General features: G+C 71.6%; 22 protein-coding genes. 10 read left to right on the forward strand and 12 right to left on the reverse strand.

Annotation, left to right across the window (positions count from 1 at the left end):
- Nucleotides 1–56: 56 nt before the first annotated feature.
- From ACYVIP_RS25315 to ACYVIP_RS25340, 6 genes are all read right to left on the reverse strand, one after another.
- Nucleotides 57–1661 (reverse strand): WXG100 family type VII secretion target, encoded by a 1605-nt coding sequence (locus ACYVIP_RS25315; RefSeq protein ID WP_460400565.1) that lies wholly within the window; start codon nucleotides 1659–1661, stop codon nucleotides 57–59.
- A complete protein-coding gene (locus tag ACYVIP_RS25320; protein WP_460400567.1) occupies nucleotides 1658–1987 on the reverse strand; it encodes a hypothetical protein in 330 nt (109 codons plus the stop codon). Before ACYVIP_RS25320 ends, ACYVIP_RS25315 begins: the two co-directional genes overlap by 4 nt.
- Nucleotides 1988–2005: 18 nt before the next feature.
- A complete protein-coding gene (locus ACYVIP_RS25325; RefSeq protein WP_460400569.1) occupies nucleotides 2006–2671 on the reverse strand; it encodes a hypothetical protein in 666 nt (221 codons plus the stop codon).
- An 85-nt stretch (nucleotides 2672–2756) separates the two neighbouring features.
- Nucleotides 2757–2972 carry a hypothetical protein gene (locus ACYVIP_RS25330; protein WP_460400571.1) on the reverse strand — a complete coding sequence of 72 codons (216 nt, stop codon included), beginning with the start codon at nucleotides 2970–2972 and terminating at the stop codon, nucleotides 2757–2759.
- 101 nt (nucleotides 2973–3073) lie between these two features.
- Nucleotides 3074–4321, reverse strand: coding sequence for a DUF1906 domain-containing protein (locus ACYVIP_RS25335; RefSeq protein WP_460400573.1), 1248 nt, complete (start codon nucleotides 4319–4321; stop codon nucleotides 3074–3076).
- 253 nt (nucleotides 4322–4574) lie between these two features.
- On the reverse strand, nucleotides 4575–5042 hold the full coding sequence (locus tag ACYVIP_RS25340; RefSeq protein ID WP_460400575.1) for a MarR family winged helix-turn-helix transcriptional regulator: 468 nt from the start codon (nucleotides 5040–5042) through the stop codon (nucleotides 4575–4577).
- Between the two features lie 156 nt (nucleotides 5043–5198).
- On the opposite strand from ACYVIP_RS25340, the gene ACYVIP_RS25345 reads away from it, so the two are divergent.
- The gene (locus ACYVIP_RS25345) at nucleotides 5199–6611 is read left to right on the forward strand and encodes an FAD-binding oxidoreductase (protein ID WP_460400577.1); all 1413 of its coding nucleotides are present in this window, start codon (nucleotides 5199–5201) and stop codon (nucleotides 6609–6611) included.
- A 55-nt stretch (nucleotides 6612–6666) separates the two neighbouring features.
- Here ACYVIP_RS25345 and ACYVIP_RS25350 read toward each other — a convergent pair whose 3' ends face one another.
- The gene (locus tag ACYVIP_RS25350) at nucleotides 6667–6825 is read right to left on the reverse strand and encodes a BTAD domain-containing putative transcriptional regulator (protein ID WP_460400579.1); all 159 of its coding nucleotides are present in this window, start codon (nucleotides 6823–6825) and stop codon (nucleotides 6667–6669) included.
- A gap of 246 nt (nucleotides 6826–7071) precedes the next feature.
- Here ACYVIP_RS25350 and ACYVIP_RS25355 point away from each other — a divergent pair, with 246 nt between their 5' ends.
- Nucleotides 7072–7737 (forward strand): GmrSD restriction endonuclease domain-containing protein, encoded by a 666-nt coding sequence (locus ACYVIP_RS25355; RefSeq protein WP_460400581.1) that lies wholly within the window; start codon nucleotides 7072–7074, stop codon nucleotides 7735–7737.
- Between the two features lie 43 nt (nucleotides 7738–7780).
- Nucleotides 7781–9058 carry a family 43 glycosylhydrolase gene (locus ACYVIP_RS25360; RefSeq protein ID WP_460400583.1) on the forward strand — a complete coding sequence of 426 codons (1278 nt, stop codon included), beginning with the start codon at nucleotides 7781–7783 and terminating at the stop codon, nucleotides 9056–9058.
- Nucleotides 9059–9067: 9 nt separating this feature from the next.
- On the opposite strand, the gene ACYVIP_RS25365 is transcribed toward ACYVIP_RS25360, so the two are convergent.
- Complete coding sequence (locus ACYVIP_RS25365) at nucleotides 9068–10120, reverse strand: NADP-dependent oxidoreductase (RefSeq protein ID WP_460400699.1); 1053 nt, start codon at nucleotides 10118–10120, stop codon at nucleotides 9068–9070.
- A gap of 160 nt (nucleotides 10121–10280) precedes the next feature.
- Between ACYVIP_RS25365 and ACYVIP_RS25370 the strand changes: the two genes are divergently transcribed.
- Both ACYVIP_RS25370 and ACYVIP_RS25375 read left to right on the forward strand, forming a co-directional pair.
- Nucleotides 10281–10850, forward strand: coding sequence for a hypothetical protein (locus ACYVIP_RS25370; protein ID WP_460400585.1), 570 nt, complete (start codon nucleotides 10281–10283; stop codon nucleotides 10848–10850).
- Nucleotides 10837–11307, forward strand: a complete 471-nt coding sequence (locus ACYVIP_RS25375; RefSeq protein ID WP_460400587.1) for a hypothetical protein — start codon at nucleotides 10837–10839, stop codon at nucleotides 11305–11307. Before ACYVIP_RS25370 ends, ACYVIP_RS25375 begins: the two co-directional genes overlap by 14 nt.
- Before the next feature lie 20 nt (nucleotides 11308–11327).
- Here ACYVIP_RS25375 and ACYVIP_RS25380 read toward each other — a convergent pair whose 3' ends face one another.
- On the reverse strand, nucleotides 11328–12194 hold the full coding sequence (locus tag ACYVIP_RS25380; protein WP_460400589.1) for a class II glutamine amidotransferase: 867 nt from the start codon (nucleotides 12192–12194) through the stop codon (nucleotides 11328–11330).
- A 107-nt stretch (nucleotides 12195–12301) separates the two neighbouring features.
- On the opposite strand from ACYVIP_RS25380, the gene ACYVIP_RS25385 reads away from it, so the two are divergent.
- Nucleotides 12302–13162, forward strand: a complete 861-nt coding sequence (locus tag ACYVIP_RS25385) for a helix-turn-helix domain-containing protein (protein WP_460400591.1) — start codon at nucleotides 12302–12304, stop codon at nucleotides 13160–13162.
- Between the two features lie 2 nt (nucleotides 13163–13164).
- Here ACYVIP_RS25385 and ACYVIP_RS25390 read toward each other — a convergent pair whose 3' ends face one another.
- Nucleotides 13165–14052, reverse strand: coding sequence for a hypothetical protein (locus ACYVIP_RS25390; protein ID WP_460400593.1), 888 nt, complete (start codon nucleotides 14050–14052; stop codon nucleotides 13165–13167).
- A 112-nt stretch (nucleotides 14053–14164) separates the two neighbouring features.
- On the opposite strand from ACYVIP_RS25390, the gene ACYVIP_RS25395 reads away from it, so the two are divergent.
- Entirely contained in the window at nucleotides 14165–15220 is a 1056-nt protein-coding gene (locus tag ACYVIP_RS25395; RefSeq protein ID WP_460400595.1) for an aldo/keto reductase, read from the forward strand.
- Here ACYVIP_RS25395 and ACYVIP_RS25400 read toward each other — a convergent pair.
- Entirely contained in the window at nucleotides 15174–15956 is a 783-nt protein-coding gene (locus ACYVIP_RS25400) for a S1 family peptidase (RefSeq protein ID WP_460400597.1), read from the reverse strand. The two genes, ACYVIP_RS25395 and ACYVIP_RS25400, sit on opposite strands and share 47 nt — an antisense overlap.
- Before the next feature lie 112 nt (nucleotides 15957–16068).
- Between ACYVIP_RS25400 and ACYVIP_RS25405 the strand changes: the two genes are divergently transcribed.
- Nucleotides 16069–16734, forward strand: coding sequence for a response regulator transcription factor (locus ACYVIP_RS25405; RefSeq protein ID WP_460400599.1), 666 nt, complete (start codon nucleotides 16069–16071; stop codon nucleotides 16732–16734).
- Nucleotides 16731–17906 (forward strand): sensor histidine kinase, encoded by a 1176-nt coding sequence (locus tag ACYVIP_RS25410; RefSeq protein WP_460400601.1) that lies wholly within the window; start codon nucleotides 16731–16733, stop codon nucleotides 17904–17906. The genes ACYVIP_RS25405 and ACYVIP_RS25410 overlap by 4 nt, the downstream gene beginning before the upstream one ends.
- Before the next feature lie 9 nt (nucleotides 17907–17915).
- Here ACYVIP_RS25410 and ACYVIP_RS25415 read toward each other — a convergent pair whose 3' ends face one another.
- Complete coding sequence (locus ACYVIP_RS25415) at nucleotides 17916–19301, reverse strand: hypothetical protein (RefSeq protein ID WP_460400603.1); 1386 nt, start codon at nucleotides 19299–19301, stop codon at nucleotides 17916–17918.
- A 105-nt stretch (nucleotides 19302–19406) separates the two neighbouring features.
- Between ACYVIP_RS25415 and ACYVIP_RS25420 the strand changes: the two genes are divergently transcribed.
- A complete protein-coding gene (locus ACYVIP_RS25420) occupies nucleotides 19407–20186 on the forward strand; it encodes a maleylpyruvate isomerase family mycothiol-dependent enzyme (protein WP_460400605.1) in 780 nt (259 codons plus the stop codon).
- Nucleotides 20187–20221: the final 35 nt, after the last annotated feature.

The following is a 20221-nucleotide window of genomic DNA, read 5'->3' on the forward strand; positions in this document are numbered from 1 at the left end:
ACGAAAGCGCCCGCCTGATACCGAGCACCGGGCCTTCGGATCTGGCCGGGCTCGTACTAGCACTCGTCCGGCTTGCCGCCGATGGTCGGCGGGGCCACGGTGAGGCCAGTCCGTGGGTCGACGACCTCCGCGTCGTCGTCGAAGCCCGGTTCCAGGTCCGGGTCCAGGGCCTGCATGATCGAGTAGGGGTTCTTGCGCTGGTCGTCGCCGTTGCCGCGGCCGGCGGCGCCCGCGAAGCCGGTTGGCGGCAGGAAGCCCGCGTTGCCCGGGGCCGTCGTGCCCACGGCCGGTGCGGCGGCGGTCGCGGTCAGTGGCATCATCGAGGCACCGGTGCGGCCCGCGCCCACCGATGCACCGGCCGCCGGGCCCTCACCGGACATCGGCGGCGCCATGCCCGCCGAGGACGTCGATCCGCCACCGCTCGAGCCGCCGCCGGACACGCTGCCGGACACGCTGCCGGACGCGCCGCCCGAGCCGGAGCCGCCGCCTGGGGCGTGCTCGCCCGAGTTCGGAGTGCCCACGCCGCCGGAGCCGCCGGTGGCACCGGCACCCGACCCCGCGCTGCCGACGCCGCCGGAGCCGCCGCCGGCCGATCCCGAGCCACCGGAGCTGCCGCCGGCGCCGCTACCAGCCGATCCCGCGCCGGGACCGCCGACCGACCCGGAACCACCACCGGACTGTCCGGAGTCCGCACCGGACCCGCTGTCGGCACCGCCGGCTGAGCCACCGCCCGAGCCACCGCCGGAACCACTGCCGGATTCGCCGCTGGAGCCATCAGCGGAGCCACCGCCGGTGGCCTCGCCGGAACCACCACCCCCGCCGCCGAGGCCGTCAGCCCGGCCGGAACCACCCGCGCCGCCACCCCCGTCAGCGCCGGAGTCAGTGTCAGAGTCGGAGTCAGTGTCGTTGTCGATGGGGCGCCAGTTGTCCTCGTCGCGGGCCTCCGCGAGGTTGGCCTCCGCGCCGCCGTCCCAGAACGGGGGAAACTGGTCGAGTTGGCTCTGCAGGGCCCGAATGGCGGTGTTCACGTTCTGGACCAGCGCGACCAGCGCCGTGGCGGCGGCCACGAGGAGCCCGACGGTGAGACCGACCGCGACCGCGACGGTCGCGATCGCGGCCGGAGCCATCACCACCGTCGCCGCCTCGACCGCGGCGACCACGACCCCGCCGATGAGGGACACCACCGCGGCGAGGATCGCCAGCCAGAACGTCTCGATGCCGTCGGCCAGGGAGTGCACGCTGGACTGCAGGTCGCGGGCGGCTTCCGCGACGCCCGCCAGGCTTTCGCCCTGGTCCGGGATGAGCGCCCGGTACGCCTCCGCGCCGGTGCCGCTCCAGGTGAACGCGGTGGTGAGGTTGCCGGCCTCCACGGCGTCCACGATCGGCTGCAGCTTGTTGGCGACGCTCATCGCCCATTCGTTCGCGACCTCGCGTAGCCGGGCGGGGTCACCCGTCGCGGTGGTCACGTGGGAATTCAGCTCGTCCCAGAACCCGCTCAGGTCGGCGTTCAGGCCGTCCATGGCCAGCTCGATCGGGTTGATCAGGTACACGAACGGCTCCGGCACCCACGACAGCAGGCCGTTGACGGTGTCGAAGAACCCGGTGATCCCCCGTTCCAGCTCGCCGACCCGCTCCTGGACCTGCGCGATGACCTCGCTCATGGCCCCTCCAGGTCCGCGGCGGCGCCCGACAGCTCGTCCAGGTTGGTCAGCTCCTGGGTGTCGTAGGCCATGGCGACGGAGTCCAGCGTGGTCGAGAAGTTGTCGTAGGACCGCTGTCCGCCGTCGAGCAGGGTCTCGATGCGCTGCCGCAGTTGTTCGTACGCGCCGCCGAAGCCCTGCCCGTCGACGATGAAACCGAAGTCCTCGATGGTCAGGGTCAGCGACCCCACCGTGGTCCTCGGCGCCTCGAGATCGGCCGCCGCGGTGCGCCAGATCGTCGCGTCGGCGGTGATCGCCTCGGTCCTGGTCGCGTAGCCGTCTTCCATGGTGGTCTCCCTTCCGCCTCAGTCGATCGGCATGCCGAGGCGGCGGAGCGTCCGCGCCGGGTCCGCGACCAGCGCGGTCAGTTCGTCGAGCGCGGAGCCGCGCGGCCGGTCGCCGGCGCGCGGTGCCCGCGCGCCGAACGCCCGCAGCGCGTCGGTGAGCTCGCTGACGATCTCCCCATCGGGCACGCGCCACGCCCAGTGCGAGTCCATCGCGACCGACCGCACCTGCCGCCCGACTCCCGTCACCCGGACGTGGCGACCACGGCTGCTCTGCGTGACTTCTTGGGTGACACGCGCCGTGTGCCGCGCCAGTTGGCGGGTGTCGGCCGTGGCGGCGTCGATGAGCCGCCTCAGGTCGGCTCTGGTCAGCGGGCCGTGCTCGGCCGTGCGGGTGCTCGGCGCGGGTGGCGCGGGCGACTCGACTCGTGCGGCGAGCGCGCGTGCGGTCGCCGCGGTGACGGCCTCGGTCACGTGGCGCTCAAGCGAGCGCGGGTCGACCTTCGCCTTCCAGCCGGCGGCCAGCGCGACCGACACCACGTCGGCCAGGTCGGTCACCGTCACCGTGACGACCTGGTCGCGATCCTGCCCGGTCAGTTCCTCGGCCGCGGCCCGCCCGGTGGCGGCGGCGCGGGCATCGGGTTCGTCGTCCTCGCGATCGTCGAGTTCGAAGCCCCACTGTTTCATCGGTCCTCCCAACAGCTGCCGGTCATGACAGTGTTGGGAGGCTCAGCCGATGATCCCGGATCCCGTTGCGGGCCTTAGGAAACTGTTACGCGGCGCCTGGCTGGCCCTGCTCGGTCCCGGGCTCCGGCGTCTTCGTCTTTCGCGGTGTCTTGATGAAACCCGCCGAGGTCTGCGGGGTGTCGGCCACCTCCGCCGAGATCACCGGCGGCTCCGCCGCGGCCGGCGCGAGCGCGGCCGCCGACAACGCCACCGACGACAACGCCAGCGCGACAGCGGAGAACAGCACCACACATCTGGACATGACCACCCCTCCGGCAAACGAACGTCTACGACTCTGTTACCGCCCAACGGAAGCGACTGTGGCAGCGCGTCGTCGTCGGAACGTCGTCGGAACGTCGTCGCTCAGGCAGGCGCGGTCACGTCCAGGAAGTCCCGGTCGATGTTGACCGTGACGCCACCGTGGGTTTCGGGGGTGTCCCCGGTGTACTGGTGGAGCCGGCGGCCGCCGGTGAAGTAGTCGTTCGAGCAGTACTGGCCGGAATCGGTGTTGGCCTGACCGTTCCACCAGGCGAACCAGAGGTGGTCGGGCATCGTGTACTGGTCGTTGAGGTAGTTGGCGCACAGGTCGGCCACGCCCGAGGCCCCGCTGGAGTACATGCCGGACAACCAGCCGGCGGCCCGCAACCCCTCCGCCCAGCCGGACACGAACGACATCACCGAATCGGTGCAGCCGTCGTAGGCCTCGATGTCCACGTAGATGGCACTGCCCGCGCCGAAGCCAAGCGCGGTCGCCGCCGCGACCGCGGCGTCGGCCTCCGCCACGCCCTGCTGTTTGGCGGTGACCGGATCGGTCGAGAACACCTCGTCGTAGCGCGGGTTGCATGGCGCTTCCAGCCCATGGTGGATGACGATGAACTGCCAACCGTTGGCGAACTGGGTGCTCACCCATTCCGGGGTCAGCAGGTTCTGGCCGCACGCGCGGTTGACCCCGCTGGTGTAGATGCCGACGGCCCGGAACGGCGACGCCCGCCACGCGTCCATTGTGGACTGGCTTTGGGCGGTGCAGGTGTCGAAGGCGTTGTCGTTCAACGTTCCGGGAGCCACGATCGGCGCCGCCGCCGTAGCCTGCCGGGAGCCGAAGGAGGCCAGCGTCGCCGGACTGGCACCGTCGCCAAGCCGCGCGGAGGCCAGCACGGCGCGCACGTCGTCCTCGGTCCGCGAGTTGTGCGCGGCCGACACCAGCACCCCGGCGTCCTCCACGGCCACCTGGATGCGGTGGTTGACCGACGGCGCCGCGGCCGCGGTCCCGGTCGTGGCCGTCGCGGTGTCGGCGGTGGTCGTGGCCGCGGACTTCGCGTCCAGCGGGGAGATCACCAGTCCCGCCGTGCGCCCGCCGGAGATGTCGGCCGGACAGTCGGAGGTCTCGCCGGGCGTGCCGAGGTAGACCGAGGGCGTGTCGAACCGGACGCAGGCGCCGGGGTCGGCGTCCAGGTCCACCACGCGCCACGAGGTCGGCACGTCGACCTGGTAACCGTGGTAGCTGACCTGCCGCGAGCCGGATTCGGCCAGCGCGGGCAGCCCGGCAGCGCCGATGGCCGGCACCACCGCGGCGAGGATCGCCACCAGCAGCCGCTTCGATCGTCGTGCCATGGCAGCGCTCCTAGCCGTGGGGTTCGTCCTATCGCACCATCTCAGACGACCCAGCGCTTTGTCTATATTTCACCAGTTCCTCATTGTTCTCGTGATTTTCAGACTTTCGAGGGTTGCGGCGAGGCCGGTCGAGAACCGGCGGCGACCCGGCCAGCCACACCGGTCCCAGCGGACCGTTGACCATCGTCGTCGCGACGGTGATCGTGATGGCGAACCGGGGCGCACCGGAACGTCCCCTCGACAGCGCCAAGGCTCAGGTACGCCAACCCTCGAACGCGATGACCTCTTCCAGCGTCCGACGCAGCGTGGCGATCCGGTCCTGGCCGAGCTGGCGATCCCAGCGCCGCTCGATGGCATCGAGGATCTCGGCGGCGGCGGCCTGCCCCTTGACGCCCCGGTCGGTCAGCCGGATGATCTTCGCCCGGCGGTCGTCCGGGTCGGCCGTGCGCTCGACGTAGCCGTGGCGCTCGAGCTCGACGACCACCTCACCGATGGCCTGTTTGGTCAGCCCGGAGCGTTCGGCGAGCGCGGTCAGCCGGGAGCCCTCCGCGTCGATGCAGCGGAACACCGAGCCGTGCCAGTACAGAATCCCGTCGAAACCCTCCTCGGCGAGCCGCTCGTGGAGCTGCTCGACCATGAGGACCTTGGCCTGCGCGAGCAGGACGGGAAGTGGCAGCTTCCGGTGTTCTTCGTTGTCCCGCTTCCCGGATCGGGTCGTCATTCCGGGGACCTTTCCGGCACGGCCAGTTCATCAGGCTCCTTGACAGCTGCGGCACGCAAACTGGTAAGGTCACCTGATAATAAGGCTACCTGCTCATCTCAACATCGACTGACTGTACCTCGTTGGGATGAGGACAACCACCCCTGGGGAAGGATCATGAACGCTATCACCCCGCGGACCGGCACCACCGCCGGTGTTGACGCCACCGAGATCGAGGCCCTGGCCAGGCAGGTGAGGGGGCCGGTGCTCGTCCCCGGCGACGAGCGGTACGACGCGGAGCGCGCGGGGTACCAGACCGCCCGCTCGCACCGGCCCGACGTGATCGTCGGCGCGACCGGCGCCGCCGACGTGCGGACGGCGGTGACCTTCGCGCGCGAGCACGGCCTGCCGGTGGCCGTGCAGGGCACCGGGCACGCACTGTTCGGCATCGCGGGCGAGGGTGGGGTGCTGATCAACACCTCCCGGCTGACCGGTGTCCGGCTCAACGCCGAGGCGCGCACCGTGTGGGTGGCCGCCGGCACGCGGTGGGACCAGGTGATCCACGAGACGGTGCCCGCCGGCCTGGCGCCGCTGTCCGGCTCCTACCCCGGGCTCGGCGTGGTCGCCTACACGCTCGCCGGCGGGCTCAGCCTGCTGGCCCGCCGCTACGGGTACGCCGCCGACCACGTGCGTGCCATCGACGTGGTCACCGCCGACGGACAGCTGCGGCAGGTCAGCGCGACCGCCGAGCCGGACCTGTTCTGGGCGCTGCGCGGCAGCCGCGACAACTTCGGCGTGGTGACCGGCATCGAGCTGGACCTGGTGCCGGTCAGCGAGCTCTACGGCGGCCGGCTGCAGTTCCCCGGCGAACGGGCCGAGGAGATCTTCACCGCCTACCTGCGCTGGACCGCGACCGTGCCGGACGAGGTCAGCTCGTCGATCACCCAGGTGTCCTTTCCGGACGTGCCGGCCCTGCCGGAGTCCATGCGTGGCCGGCAGATCGTGCAGATCCGGGTCGCATACACCGTCGCCACGCTCGAGGCGGGCGACGCGCTGGTAGGCCCGCTGCGGGCGCTTGGTCCCGAGGACGACACCCTCGGCGTGCTGCCCTACACCGAGTCCGGGACCATCTACAGCGACCCGCCGGTCGGCGGCACCATCGAGGCCGGCACCGCCCTGCTCGGCGAGCTCGACGAGACCGCGGTGCGCGCGCTGCTCGACCTCGCCCCGCCCCGGACCTCGTTGCCGCACATCGTCGAACTGCGCCACCTCGGCGGCAAGCTCGCCGAACCGCCCGCCGTGCCCAACGCCGTCGGCAACCGCGACGCGCGGTACCTGTTCAACGCGGTCTCCCGGTTGGAGCGGGCCGACATCGCCGACATCCGGCCGGCGCACCGGCGGGTGTTCGAGGCGTTGGCGCCGTGGAGCACCGGCGGCCGGCTGCTGAACTTCATGAACGGCGAGAACGCCGGCAACGAGGTGCGCTCGGCCTACGACGCCAAGGACTACCAACGGCTCACCGAGCTCAAGGCCACCTACGACCCGGCGAACCTCTTCCGCCTCAACCACAACATCCCTCCGGCCACCTGAGGCACCGCCGACGGCATCCCCGGGAGGTCCGTTGAGGACCGTTGGCGCGGCGGGATCACCGCCACCTCGTCCAGCGCGGGATCGAGGGGAGCGCGGCCTGGTATGACGTCGACTTCCGCGACGGCTCGAGCCCGAACTCGCTGATCATGTTGCGCCGCAACGTGTGGAACGCCTCCAGCGCCCGGATGCGGTAGCCGGACCGGTACACGGTCATCTACTGGGCGTACAGGTTCTCGTGGAAGCGATGGCGGGCGGTGAGCACCGCTCGCGGCCGAGGCGCGGGTGCGGTTCGCTGCTCCTCGCTCGGGCGTCCTGGCCGCACCGCCGCGCCATTCTGGTAACCGTTGTTGCCTGGTAACCGTTCCGCATCCGTCGACGGCATGTCACGATCGGTTCGGATGGGCGTAACTCCGCCGTACCACGGTGGAATCGTCCTACAGCTGAATAACGGAGGGCGCACGTGTTCACCACCCTGCAGCTCACTCGCCCGGTCCGCGGTCTGATCGTCCTGATCGCCGCGGTGATCCTCCTTGCCGCGTCGGCGATCGCCACCGCACCGAACGCCAACGCGTTTCCGCCGGACGTCCCGGCCAAGGCCCAGGTCCAGTCCGAACTCAATGCACTGCGAGTCGCCGCCGAGGGCTCGATGACCGGCTACTCGCGCGACCTCTTTCCGCACTGGCACACCGTTTCCGGCAACTGCAACACCCGGGAGATGGTGCTCCGCCGCGACGGCACGAACGTCGGCGTCGGCACCGACTGCTATCCCACGTCCGGCAGTTGGTACAGCTACTTCGACGGCGTCACCCGGTCCGCGCCGTCGCAGATCGGCATCGACCACGTGGTGGCGCTGGCCGAGGCCTGGCGTTCCGGCGCGAGCGGGTGGACCACCTCCCGCCGGGAGGCCTTCGCCAACGACCTCGACGGGCCGCAGCTGATCGCGGTCACCACCGAGGTGAACAGCTCGAAGGGCGACCGCGACCCGGCGTCCTGGAAACCGCCGCGTACCAGTGCCTACTGCGGTTACTCGAAGTTCTGGATCCACAGCAAGTACCGCTGGGGCCTGTCCCTGCAGTCGGCGGAGAAGAGCGCGCTGCAGAGCATGCTCAACACCTGTTCCTACTGATCCCACCGTGGGTGAGGACATGCGACTGTCACGGACAATTCCAGTGCTCACGGCGATCGCGGTGGCCTGCGGGCTGGCCGCACCGGCGGCCGCGGCGACGGTGCCGCCATCGACCGTGATCAACCGGGACTTCCCCGACCCGGAGGTACTCCAGGTCGGCGGAACCTACTACGCCTACTCGACCAGCTCCTCCCCCGGCCGCGTGCCGTACGCCACCGCGCCCGCGCCGACCGGCCCGTGGACCATCCGCGGCGACGCCCTTCCGCAGAAGCCGGCCTGGGCGGGCACCGGCGGCTTCTGGGCGCCGGACGTGTCGCGGCGCGCGGATGGCCGGTACCTCATGTACTTCACCGGCCCGAGTGTCGCGACCGGACGGATGTGCCTCGGCGCGGCACTCGCGGACGGGCCCGCCGGGCCGTTCACGCCGACCTCCGGTCAACCGCTGGTGTGCAACGCGGGCGAGGGCGGCGACATCGACCCGTCCAGCTTCGTCGACGGGAACGGCGCGCGGTACCTGCTGTACAAGAACGACGGGAACGCGATCGGCCAGCCGACGATCATCTGGCTGCAGCCGACCGCCGCCGACGGCGTGACGTTCACCGGCAACCGGGTGGAGCTGTTGCGCAACAACCGCCCGGAGGACCAGGGCGTGATCGAGGCGCCGGTGCTGGTGCGGCGGCCGACGCAGTACGTGCTGTTCTACTCCGCCGGCGTGTACACCACCGGCAACTACCACACCAGCTACGCGGTGGCCGGCACGCTCACCGGCCCGTACACCCGCGCGTACCGGCCGCTGATCACCACGGCGTCACTGGACAACGCCGTCAACGGACCTGGCGGCGCGGACGTCGTCGGCGACCGGATCTTCTTCCACGGCCACCTGTCCGGCGGCGGCCGGGGCATGTACACCGCACCGCTGGGCTGGGCGGGCGACCTGCCGGTGGTGCGGGGCAGCCGGGTCCGTTACGAGGTCGAGCGAGGCACACTGAACCACGCCTACGTCCGCAGCGGCGCGGCCGGCGCGTCCCAGGGCGCGGTGGCCGCCGGCATCGACTACGCCGACAGCTGGGCCGACACCTCGGTGTTCGCGCCGGTGCAGGGGACCTACACCGTCCACATCGGATACGCGGCGGGCTACGGCGACGCGCAGCACACGCTCACGGTGAACGGCGGCGCGGCACAGGTGGTCAGCTATCCCAACCGCGGCTGGGACAACTGGACCCAGGTGTCGGTCGACGTGAACCTGGCGGCCGGGTTCAACACCGTCCGGCTCCAGTTCCTCAGCCGGTGGGCGGAACTGGACTATCTCGAGGTCGCCTGACAGTCCCGGTCAGGTCGGGGTGAAGACGGTCTTGCCGGCCAGCCGACCGCCGACGCCGGTGTCGGTGTCGGTGTCGGCCCGCAGTCGCCTGGCCAGCTCGGTCGCCCGCGCTCCGCGAACGCCGTCGTCGACGCGGGCGACCAGCTCGACCTGTTCGACGAGCTGGGCGGCGAACCTGGCGTGGATCGCGGCGGTGTCGGTCAGCGGCAGCCGCTCGGCCACGTCGATCCGCAGCTCGCCGGCGTCGACCAGGGCGGCCAGCCCGGCGAGCTGGGTGGCGTCACTGTGCACGAAGGCCTGTACGGAACGCACTCCGCGCTCGCCGGCCGCCAGGCCGGGCGTGGTGATGCTGACGAACACGCCGCCGTCGACGACCAGGTCCATCAGCCGCGGGATCTCCTCCGGGCCGATTGGCGCCAGGTTCAGCACCACGTCGAACCGCGCCCCGGCCACCGCTCGCTGGACCGGAACCGCGGTGTAGTCGACGATCCGGTCCGCGCCGTTGGCCAGGACGCGGTCGCGGCTGCGTGGACCGGCGGTCGCGGTCACGGTGGCACCGGCCCGCGCGGCGAGCTGGACGGCGTACCCGCCGACCGCGCCGCCGGCACCCGTGATCAGGACACGCTGCCCTGGCAGCAGCTCGGCGTGCTCGAACAGCGCCTGCCACGCCGTCAGCCCTGGCAGGGGCAGCGCCGAGGCGTCGGCCAGCTCGACCGAGTGCGGGGCCGCGGCCAGGGCGGCCGCTGGCGCGGCGACGTACTCGGCGGCCGCGCCGGGCTCGGTTCCCGGCAGGTACCCGATCACCGCGTCACCGGCGCGCCAGCCGGTGACGCCCTCGCCGACCTCGGCGATCACCCCGGCCACGTCGGTGTTCGGAATGTGCGGCAGCGCCAACGGAAGCACGTCCCGCAGCAGACCGGCACGGATCCCGGCGTCGGTGGGGTTGAACGCGGTGCCGGCCACCCGCACCACCACCTGCCCCGGCCCCGCCACCGGCCGGTCGACCTCCTCGTGGACCAGGACCTCTGGGCCGCCGTAGGAGTGGTAGCGCACCGCCAGCATGATCTGTCCCCTTCCCGTCGTCACCCTCCTGACGTATGGCCCCGGCGTTTCCTGACACGGCTGGGCCGATCGGCCGCTCTCGTTGGGCCCGTCGCAGTAACCCGGGTTTCCGTGGGCTGTCGGCGGGCATCTCTCGGTACGTCCGAGAAAGGAGTGCGTCATGTCGACAGGAGCGATCATCGTGCTCGTCGTCGTGCTGCTCGCCGTGGTGCTCGCGGTGGGGTGGTTCGTCGGCGAACGGCTGCGCAGCCGGGGTCTGCGCAACCGGTTCGGTCCGGAGTACGACCGCCGGGTCAGCGAGGCGGGCAACCGCCGGGAGGCCGAGCGTGAGCTGGCCGAGCGGCGCAGGCGGCACGCCGAGTTCGACCTGCGTCCGCTGTCCGACGAGCTGCGGGCGCGGTTCACCGATCGGTGGACCCGGGTGCAGGAACGGTTCGTCGACCGGCCAGGCGGCGCGGTCGTCGAGGCGGAATCGTTGGTACAGGCCGTGATGCACGACCGCGGCTATCCCGTCGGCGAGTTCGAGCGGCAGGCAGAGGACCTGTCGGTCGCCAACGCGGACGCGGTCGAACACTATCGCGAGGGACACGAAATCCTGGCCAGGCACCAGAAATCCGCAGCGTCCACAGAGGAGCTTCGGCGGGCGCTGGTCGGCTACCGGGAGATCTTCAACGCGCTCATCGGGACGGGCGCTGCCGAACAGCGGAGGTATGACCATGCGACCCGATGAGCCGACGCGATCAGCCGGCACGGTACGGATTCCGGAGCAGGGTACCGAGCCGGCGCGGCCGGCGGACGCGGTGCTGGTGCCGCCGCCACCTGACACGGCGGCGACCGAACAGCCAAGATCCGGCGCACCGGCGCACCTGACGCCGGCCGACAGCCCCGACGCCCTGCCGGACCGCACGCCGGCCGCCGACGTGGACTCCGCGCCGCCGGCGGAACTGTTGAACGGCCAGGACGTGGAGCGTTTCCGCGGGCGGTTGCGTGAGCTGCAGGCCGACTTCGTCGACGACCCGGCGCGGGCCGTGCGGGACGCCAAGCAGCTGCTCGGCGAGGCGATGACGACACTGTCCGAGGCCGTCGCCGAACGCGGGCGCGTACCGGATCCTGGCGACGACACCGAGGACCTGCGGGTCGCGCTCCGCCGGTACCGGTCGACACTCGACCGGCTGCTCGCGATCTGACCCTGCTGGGTCAGGCTGGGTCAGGCGCCCGTCTGCGAGGCGGCGGCGTGCGCGCCGAGCTGGTCGAGCGTGAGCAGCTGGCGCGGCGGGTGGTCCAGGACCCTCCGCCTGGTCAGCCGTTGCCGCTGGTCCACGTGCAGCAGTTCACCGGAGCGCAGCTGCTGCCAGCCCGGATCCTCGTCCATTCGCTCGCTGGCCACCACCACCGCCGGGTGGTCGGCCAGCGCGCCCCGGGCGCGGATGCGTCCCGCGGCGCTCGCGTGCTCCAGGTGCCGGTCCCCGTGCGGGCCGCCGGCGGCGCGCTGGAGCACGAACAGGTCGTGCGTGTCCGGGTAGCGCAGCGCCCAGAGGTCGGTCGACGTGGTCAGGACCAGGTTGATCGCGTACAGGGGCAGGGTGTCGGCCACCCACCGCACCGCGGCGGTGATCCCGGCGTCGACGTCCCCGTGGTGCGCGTCGATCCGCTTGGTGATCAACGCGAACAGCCGCTCCGAGTCGGTGTCACCGGTCACCAGGTCGCGGTGGTCGCCGAGTTCGGCCGCCAGCCCGGGAAGGTCCCCGAGCACCCCGTTGTGGGCGAACAACCGGCCGTGTTGCGTGAACGGGTGCGTGTTGCGCACATCGAGGCCGCCGGTGGAGGCGTAGCGGATGTGCGCGATGAAGGTCGTCGACTCCCGTTCCTTGGCCTCACGGGCGAACCGCTGGTCGACGTAGGCCGCCAGCGGCTGCTTGTCCACCTGGGGTGTGCCGTCGCGGTCGAACACGCCCAGTCCGGTCCCGTCCGGCTCGCGCCTGCTCTGCTCCGCCAGGCTGTCCGGCGCGTCCAACAGCCAGAACGTCGCGCGCACCCGCCGAGGTGACGCCGACAACCCGAACAGCCGACACATCCGACCACCCCTTCCGCTGTGCTTGGGTTTCCCCGTCGGCGGCCCGGTAATCGCGAGTACACTGTGGACTCACAGGATCCCCACCGGCGATCCAGCAGACTGGCGGCATGACAGCCGTACGGGAGCCGGGTGGTCGTTACCTGCAGCGCCGCCGGTACCGCTGGCCGGGCATGAGCTTGGAGCTGGCCAGGTGGCGCGGCGGCCCGGCCACCGAGGCCGTGTGCCACCTGCCCGAGCACCTGCTGTTCGTCACGTTCGGCGGCGTGACCAGCCACACCGAGGCGTGGCTCGAGGACGGTCAGCGGTACACGGGCGCCGACTTCCCCGGCGCGGTCACGTTCATCCCGGCCAACCAGCGCCGGCAGGCCCGGCACGGTGACGGCGTACTCGACTACGCGACGATCCTGCTCGATCCCGGCCGCATGCCGACCGGGATCGGCGACGCCGTCGAGTTCGCCGGGTTCACCAACAGGCCCGACCCGCTGGTTCACCAACTCGCGCTCGCCCTGCGCGCGGAGGCGGCCACCCGCGGCGTCGCGGGCCAGTTGTTCGTCGACGGGGTCGCCACGACGCTCGCGTTGCACCTGCTACGCCGCTACTCCAGCGTGGCGCCGCACCGGCCGGCGCGGCCGCCCACCCTGACCGGCGGGCGGTTGCGCCGGGTGCTCGCGCACATCGGTGACGACCTCGGCGGTGACCTGCGCCTGACCCGGCTGGCCGGCGTCGCCGGGCTGGCGCCCCACCAGTTCGGCCGCGCGTTCAAACAGGCGACCGGGATGACCCCGCACCAGTACGTGCTCCAGCGGCGGGTCGAGCGCGCCGCCGAACTGCTCGCCAGGTCGGCGGTGCCCATCGCGGAGGTCGCGGACACCGTCGGGATGTCCAGCCAGAGTCACCTGACCTCGGTGTTCCGCCGCGTCGTCGGCGACACCCCACACGCCTACCGGCGGGCCGCCCGACGCGGGTGAGGTCAGCCCTGCCGGTCGCCGCCGCCGTGCCGACCGGCCCGCAGGTTGGCGTCCCGCGTGGCCGCGGTCCGCGCCGCAAAGGCCCGGACCATCAGTTGCCGGCCGCGCCACTCCCGGCGATCACGCAGCCACCTGACCGGCCGACTCATCTCCAGCACGACGGCCATTGGCTTACGGGGGAACAACGTCCTGAGCCGGCGGCTGATCAGCGGAGCCTCGTGGCAGAGCTGCTCGCGTTCCGCGGTCGACAGCTGGAAGGCGGCGTCCCGAACGGAGCGCGCGAACTCCGGGTCGAGGACGGTTTCCTGGATTCTCCGTCGTGTCCAGCGCCAGCCAGGGCCGTCCTCGAACACGTCGAGCAGCTCGGCCATGCACAGGAACGCCTGCTGCTGCTCGAACTCGCCGGGCCGAGGCGGCTGGCGCATCGCCGCGATGGCCTGCGCGTACACGTGCACCGACTCTCGTGGCCTGGTGGCGGACAGCAGCGCGCCGCCCGCCTCCGACAGCACGATGGACTTGCGTCGGCACCTGGTCGCCGCATACCTGAGCAGGGCCACCGCGAGCTCGGGCTCGCCGCGCTCTTTCAGGAAGCCCGCGAGCCAGACATAGGGCACGTCGTAGTCGGGCTGGGTCACCATCTCGGCGCAGAAGGTCGACGCCGCCGCCCGCCAGTCGGCGCGCGCGTTGTGGGCCGCGTCGCGCATGGCCTTGTTCAGGCTGCGATCGTCGGGCAGGTCGCGGCCGTACTGGGCGAGCAACTCGTCCGGCACGCCGACGTCAGCTGGCTCGACGCGCAGGAGTTGGTCGAGCCGGGACGTCGGTGAACCCGCGATCCACTCGCGCAGCGCCTGGTCGACCAGGCGCACCGCGGGCTCGAAGTCATCGGCCATGCGCGCAGCGTATTCGGACCCTTCGGGACCAGTCCCGAATCTGTCAGGCGCCCCGAACGTGATAGACGTGACCAGGGTGTCGGCCCGAGGCTGCTGGCCCATGGACAACGCGATGTCAGCTGAGGACACCACATCCGCCCGGAGCGGGCTGTCCCGCCGCACCGTGCTCGGCGCCGCGGGCGCCACCGCGCTCACCGCGGGAATCGCCGCGCCGGCGTTCGCCGCGCGTGGCAGCGGCCCGGTCACCCGTCCCCTGCCGGACTCGGGCAGACAGGTCCCGGTGATCGGGCTGGGCACGTTCATGACCTTCGACCGGCGTCCGGAGGCCGACCAGACGTTCATCCCCGAGGTGCTCAGGGCCTTCTACGACAACGGCGGCCGGGTCGTCGACACCTCCGCGCTCTACGGCGCGTCGGAAACCACCGTCGGCCAGCACCTGCGGGCGCTCGGCCTCACCGACAAGGTGGTACTCACCGACAAGAGCTGGAACTGCGGCGACTACCTGTTCGACGACAGCCACGCGGTGGCGCAGTGCACGCGGTCGCTGGAACGCCTGCACCGCAAGCACATCGACGTGGTCGGCATCCACAGCATGACCAACGTCGGCATGATCCTGCCCGTCCTGAACCGGCTCAGGAGCGAGGGGTTGATTCGCCATGTCGGGCTGACCTCCCATGAGCCTTACCAGTACGCGGGGATGCGCCCGTTCATCGAGAACGGGGCCATCGACGTCATCCAGATCCGCTACTCCATGTTCGAACGGTCCGCTGAGGACGGTCTGCTGTCGCTGGCCGCGGACAACGGCGTCGCCGTCATGGTCAACATGCCGCTCGAGAAAGGCCGTCTCCACCAGGCGGTCGGCGACCGCCCGGTGCCCGAGTTCGCGCGGGAGCAGGGGTGTGCGTCCTGGGCACAGTACTTTCTGTCCTATGTGGCCGCACACCCCGCGGTCACCTGTGTCATCCCCGCGACCACCGATCCCGCGCACGTGCGGGAGAACCTGCGCACGATGTACCGGCCGCTCCCCGACCGCCGGCAACGCCGCCGGATGCTGCGTCATCTACAGGAGATCCCCGAGTTCTCCCGCATCGGCACGACCTCCTGGTACCCCGGCAAGACCTTCACCGACGGCTATGTCCGGCTGCCGCAGCCGCACCCGGCCGGCTGATCACCGTGGTGTGCAGCCAGTTCAGGCTGGCGCTGAGGTCCTGGTAGACCGAGATCCGTTCGCCGGTGTCGACGTTGCGGCCGCCGCCGGAGGTCACTCCGGTCAGTTGCCAGCCGGTCGGGGTCTCGGTCAGGGCGGGGCCGCCGGAGTCGCCTGCGGACGCGCCTCGGTCCTGGTCCCGGACGCAGAGCAGTTCCCGGTCCTCGCGGTCGCAGGTGTCCGGGTCGACCGGCAGGGCGAACTCGTGCAGCCGCTCGGGCAGTGGGCAGCCTTCGTCGCAGGTGTAGCCCCAGCCGAGTGATCGCAGGGGGGAACCGGCCGCCGGCGATTCGGCTGCCAGGCCGACCGGTTGGGCCGTGACCGGGTGGTCCAGCTTGACCAGCGCCAGGTCGACGCCGCCGAACGCGTGGGTGTCCTGGTCGTACCAGGCCGTGGGGTGCGGATGCAGCTCGGCGGCGGCGACCAGCTCACCACCCCGCGTCCGGTCCAGGCTGCCGATCCGCACCTGGAGTTCGGGACCGGCCAGCGTGCAGTGGAAGGCCATCAGCACCCACTGCGGGGCGACCAGGCTCGCGGTGCAGGAGTGCGCGCCTCCCGGCTGTTGCACCGACGCGATCCAGGGCAGCGGCTCATCGACCTCGGTGCCGCCGACGACCGCCTGTGCCTGGCCGGGCAGCGCGACCGCGCCGACCAGCGCCAGGACCGGGATCAACGTGCGATGGCGGTTACTGAACACCAGTTCTCCTTGGGTGGGGCGGAAATTCGATGTGGCACACGCTAGAGATCGGGATGTTTGCGGGACATTCGCAAACACGGTGCAAACACGGCCCTTGTTACCGTTGCCGGTCATGCGGGTGCTCGTGGTGGAGGACGAGAAACACCTGGCGCGTGTCCTCCAGCTCGGGCTGCGGCGCGCGGCGATCTCCGCGGACGTCGTGCACGACGGCGCGACCGCGCTGGAACGGCTGACGGTCAACGACTACGACGCGGTGGTGCTCGACCGCGACCTGCCGGAGATCCACGGCGACGAGGTGTGCCGGCAGCTGGTCGTGCGCAAACCCGACTGCCGCATCGTGATGCTCACCGCGGCCGGTCTGGCCGACGACCGGGTCGAGGGCCTCGGCCTCGGCGCCGACGACTATCTGGCCAAGCCGTTCCACTTCCCCGAGTTGGTCGCCCGGCTCCGCGCGGTGCACCGCCGCAACCGCCAGGCGCACGCCCCGGTGTTGACCTTCGCCGACATCTCCTTCGACACCCACCGGCGCCACGTCACCCGAGGCGGCCGCCCGCTCGCGCTGGCCCCCAAGGAGATGGCCGTGCTGGAGCTGCTGCTGCGCGCCGACGGTGGCGTGGTGTCCACTGAGTACCTGCTGGAGAAGGCGTGGGACGACAACGCCGACCCGTTCACCAACGCGGTCCGCCTGGTCATCCACACGCTGCGCAGGAAGCTGGGCGACCCGCAGGTCGTGCACACCGCGATCAGCGCCGGGTACTGCCTGCGCGTCCCGTCGTGAGCAGGCCGCTCAGCCTTCGGTCACGCCTGTTCCTTGGCTTCGTGGTCGCCCTCGCGGTGTCCGGCGCGCTGATGGTGGCCATCGTCTACCTCGGGATGCGGTTCGTGCCCCACTACGAGCTTGTCGCGGTGCCGGCGGTGGAGCACACCGGCGGTCCGCTGCCGGCGACCTCGCCGCCGACGGCGAGCGCGCGGTCCGGCGCCGTCGTCCTGCGGTCCCAACAGGACATCTGGCGGATGACGCTGCTGACCTCGATCGTCGGGATGCTGGTGGTGATCGCGGTCGGCCTGGTCGTCGGGCGGGTGGTGATCCGGCGGCTGCTCGCACCGCTGCGTGCGGTCAACCGGGCCGCGGCCATCGCGGGCACCGGCGACCTGGCCCACCGCATCAACGCGACCGGGCCGGCCGACGAGCTCAAGGACCTGGCCGACACCTTCGACGCGATGCTCACCGAGCTCCAACGGCTGCTGGCCGCCCACCAGCGCTTCGCCGCGAACGCCTCCCACGAACTGCTCACGCCCCTGGCGACCACCAGGAGCATCCTCCAGGTGTTGACGGACGAGAGCTCGCCGGCCGAGATCGCCGAACTCGCCCCGATGCTGGTGGAGACGAACGAACGCAACATCGCCATCGTCACCGCGCTGCTCCAGCTCGCCGCCGCCGAGCACACCCGGCCCGACACCGAACCGGTCGACCTCGCCGCGCTCGTGGGGCCCGCCGCGGCCGAACGCCAACCCGTGGCGCGGGCGAAGGAGGTCCACCTGCACGTCGAGCACCAGCAGGAATGCTGGGTCGCCGGCAACGCGCCGCTGCTGCGCCAGCTCGTCCTCAACCTGCTCGACAACGCCCTCACCTACAACGTTCCCAGTGGACGGGTCGATGTCGTGGTCGCGCGGGACGCGGCGGCCGTGGCGATGGAGATCCGCAACACCGGCCCGCTGGTCGAGCCGGACACCACCGACCGGCTGTTCGAGCCGTTCTACCGGGCGCGGGAATCGCGGCTCAACAGTGACCGGTCGGGGCACGGGCTGGGCCTGGCGATCGTGCGGTCGGTGGTGCGCGCCCACCGCGGCACCGTCACGGCGCGCGGCAACCTCGACGGCGGGCTCACGGTGCGGGTCGAGCTGCCACACCACGACGGTCAGGTCACGCACCCCGCGCACGTGACCTGACCGGGGTGGCTACCGGTGTGCCGGGCAGTCGGGCAGGGTCGGTGGTGGCTGGTCGCCCGGTGTGAGGTCGATGTAGAGGGTCGCGGGCTCGTTGCCGACCACACCGAGGTGGGTGGGGTTGCCGGTGACGTGCCAGCCCGCCGGCGGGAACAGGTACAGGTCGTACTCACCGACCGGCACCTGGTGGAACGCGAACTCGCCGGCCGCGTCGGTGGTCGTCTCGGCGGTCGGGCAGCCGCCGGTCTCCGGGACCAGCACCAGCCGCACCAGCGCGATGCCGGTGTCCTCGTGCACGACGTGGCCGCCGGCGTCACCGACCTGGCCCGGCACCAGCGCGCGGTCGTTGTCGCTCGGCATGTGCTCGAAGTCCTCGACATCCCGGTAGCCGAAGTCGCACCCCACCGCGACGAAGCCGTGCTCGTAGGCGGCGGCGGGCATGGGTTCGGTGACCTCGAGGACCAGCGTCGAGTTCGCCGCGATGGTCACGCCGTCGCCGATGAGCGCGCCCCAACCCGGGCTCCGGCCGTCCAGGCTCGTGCCGAAGTCGCCGCGGTCGCAGTTCGCGACGATGCCGACCAGGGCGTGGTCGGTGTCGTTGGTGAGGCTCACCGTGACGACGGGCGCCTCGTCCCGCGCGTAGGTCTCCCTGGTGAACTCCAGGTCGGCGGTCAGCTCCGTGAGTGGCTCGTAGGCGCGGAACGACAGGTCGTCCACGCCGGCGCCGCTGACCGTGACGGTGCGGTAGGCGATCGTCAGGCCGTCGGCGTCCCGGCCGCTGACGAAGTACCGCCCGCCAGCCAGCCGGTCGATGGCGAACCGGCCGTCGGCGGCCGTCGTCGTGACCGTCTCCCCGGTCGCGCCGGCGAAGGTCACGACGACGCCGCCCTGACCTTCGCCGGCGTCATAGGCCTCGTTGTGGTCGCGGTCCACCCACACGATGCCGGCGGCGTGGCCGAAGGTCGGCGTGACCGGCACCGTGAACTCGAACGGCTGGGCGGTGCCGGACGGGTCCGACAGCCAGGCGTGCAGCGTCGCGGTGGTCACGTCCGGGTTGCCCATCGTGCCGGTCAGCTCGTGGGTGCGGCTCGCACCGGCGTCGAGGGTGAACGGGCTGGCGGATTCGAAGGGGTTCGGGTAGTCCACGGCGATCGCGTCGGGCGGGCTCGAGAAGAAGTACGCGTCCAGGGTCACCGGTCGGGCGCCGGTGTTGGTGACCGTCACCGTCATGGTGATGGTCTCGCCGGTGTCGTAGGACGGCTTGTCGAACGTGGTCGTCATCCGCACGTCGCGAATGGACGGCGCGCCGGCCTCGGCGACCGCCCCGGTGGTCGCCATACCCAGCCCGAGTACCGCCGCGGTCAGTGCCACGCCGAGTCTGGTCAACGGTCTGCTCACAGCACATCACTCCCCCAGATGAGAAGGACAGTTCCCGAGGCATACGCACCAGACCCGGATGTGGTTGCCCGCGCGGGCCAACCGGATGAGTGGCACAGTGAGCCCGTGGACCACCTGACGCACTTTCATCGGGAGATCCAGGCCTTCGAGGAGGCGGCCCGGCAGGTGTCCGGCGACGCGCCGCTGGTCCCTTCCTGTGCCGGCTGGTCGGTGTCCGACCTGGTCGTGCATCTGGCCACGGTGCACCGGTTCGTGATCCACGTCGTCGCCGACCGGCTGACGACGCCGCCGGACCCCGCCGACCGCGCGTATCTGGACCTGCCGGCCGACACCCACGACTGGCCGCTGCCCGAGCACGCGCCGAACCGCGCGCCGGTGCCGGCGAGCCTGGTCGACTGGTTCGCCGCCGGGGCGGCCGCGCTGGCGGCGCTGTTCGGCACGCGCGCGCCGGACGATCCGGTGTGGACCTGGTCGCGGGAGCGGACCACAGGGTTCTGGCTGCGGATGCAGACCATCGAGGCCGCCGTGCACCGCTGGGACGCCGAGAACGCGATCGGGCCCGCCCGGCCGATCGACGGCGCGCTGGCCGCGGACGCGGTCGAGCAGACCTTCACGGTCATGGCGCCGTTCCGGCGGGCCAGCAGATCGGCCCCGCCCGGCGCCGGTGAGCGGTTCCGGTTCCGCCGGACCGACGGTCCCGGCGAGTGGACCGTGTGCTTCGACGGCGAGGACGTCCGGCTCGCCGAGGGCCCCGGCGACGTGGAGTTGGCCGGCACGGCCTCGGACCTGATGTTGTTCCTCTGGCAGCGGATCCCGGCCGACCGGCTCGACGTCGTGACCGGCGACGCGGTCGACCGCTACTTCACCCTCGTGCCACCGGTGTGAGGGCGTGGGGATGCCCGAGGGCATCCCCACGCCGC

It is taken from the genome of Actinophytocola sediminis (assembly GCF_054779715.1).

What these genes read in the sequence shown, in the direction of transcription:
- ACYVIP_RS25325 (WP_460400569.1), bottom strand. Translation starts at nt 2,671, where the DNA reads ATGAAACAGTGGGGCTTCGAACTCGACGATCGCGAGGACGACGAACCC.
- ACYVIP_RS25380 (WP_460400589.1), bottom strand. Translation starts at nt 12,194, where the DNA reads ATGTGTCGGCTGTTCGGGTTGTCGGCGTCACCTCGGCGGGTGCGCGCG.
- ACYVIP_RS25330 (WP_460400571.1), bottom strand. Translation starts at nt 2,972, where the DNA reads ATGTCCAGATGTGTGGTGCTGTTCTCCGCTGTCGCGCTGGCGTTGTCG.
- ACYVIP_RS25395 (WP_460400595.1), top strand. Translation starts at nt 14,165, where the DNA reads ATGTCAGCTGAGGACACCACATCCGCCCGGAGCGGGCTGTCCCGCCGC.
- ACYVIP_RS25340 (WP_460400575.1), bottom strand. Translation starts at nt 5,042, where the DNA reads ATGACGACCCGATCCGGGAAGCGGGACAACGAAGAACACCGGAAGCTG.
- ACYVIP_RS25350 (WP_460400579.1), bottom strand. Translation starts at nt 6,825, where the DNA reads ATGACCGTGTACCGGTCCGGCTACCGCATCCGGGCGCTGGAGGCGTTC.
- ACYVIP_RS25335 (WP_460400573.1), bottom strand. Translation starts at nt 4,321, where the DNA reads ATGGCACGACGATCGAAGCGGCTGCTGGTGGCGATCCTCGCCGCGGTG.
- ACYVIP_RS25370 (WP_460400585.1), top strand. Translation starts at nt 10,281, where the DNA reads ATGTCGACAGGAGCGATCATCGTGCTCGTCGTCGTGCTGCTCGCCGTG.
- ACYVIP_RS25365 (WP_460400699.1), bottom strand. Translation starts at nt 10,120, where the DNA reads ATGCTGGCGGTGCGCTACCACTCCTACGGCGGCCCAGAGGTCCTGGTC.
- ACYVIP_RS25385 (WP_460400591.1), top strand. Translation starts at nt 12,302, where the DNA reads ATGACAGCCGTACGGGAGCCGGGTGGTCGTTACCTGCAGCGCCGCCGG.
- ACYVIP_RS25320 (WP_460400567.1), bottom strand. Translation starts at nt 1,987, where the DNA reads ATGGAAGACGGCTACGCGACCAGGACCGAGGCGATCACCGCCGACGCG.
- ACYVIP_RS25390 (WP_460400593.1), bottom strand. Translation starts at nt 14,052, where the DNA reads ATGGCCGATGACTTCGAGCCCGCGGTGCGCCTGGTCGACCAGGCGCTG.
- ACYVIP_RS25375 (WP_460400587.1), top strand. Translation starts at nt 10,837, where the DNA reads ATGCGACCCGATGAGCCGACGCGATCAGCCGGCACGGTACGGATTCCG.
- ACYVIP_RS25405 (WP_460400599.1), top strand. Translation starts at nt 16,069, where the DNA reads ATGCGGGTGCTCGTGGTGGAGGACGAGAAACACCTGGCGCGTGTCCTC.
- ACYVIP_RS25345 (WP_460400577.1), top strand. Translation starts at nt 5,199, where the DNA reads ATGAACGCTATCACCCCGCGGACCGGCACCACCGCCGGTGTTGACGCC.
- ACYVIP_RS25315 (WP_460400565.1), bottom strand. Translation starts at nt 1,661, where the DNA reads ATGAGCGAGGTCATCGCGCAGGTCCAGGAGCGGGTCGGCGAGCTGGAA.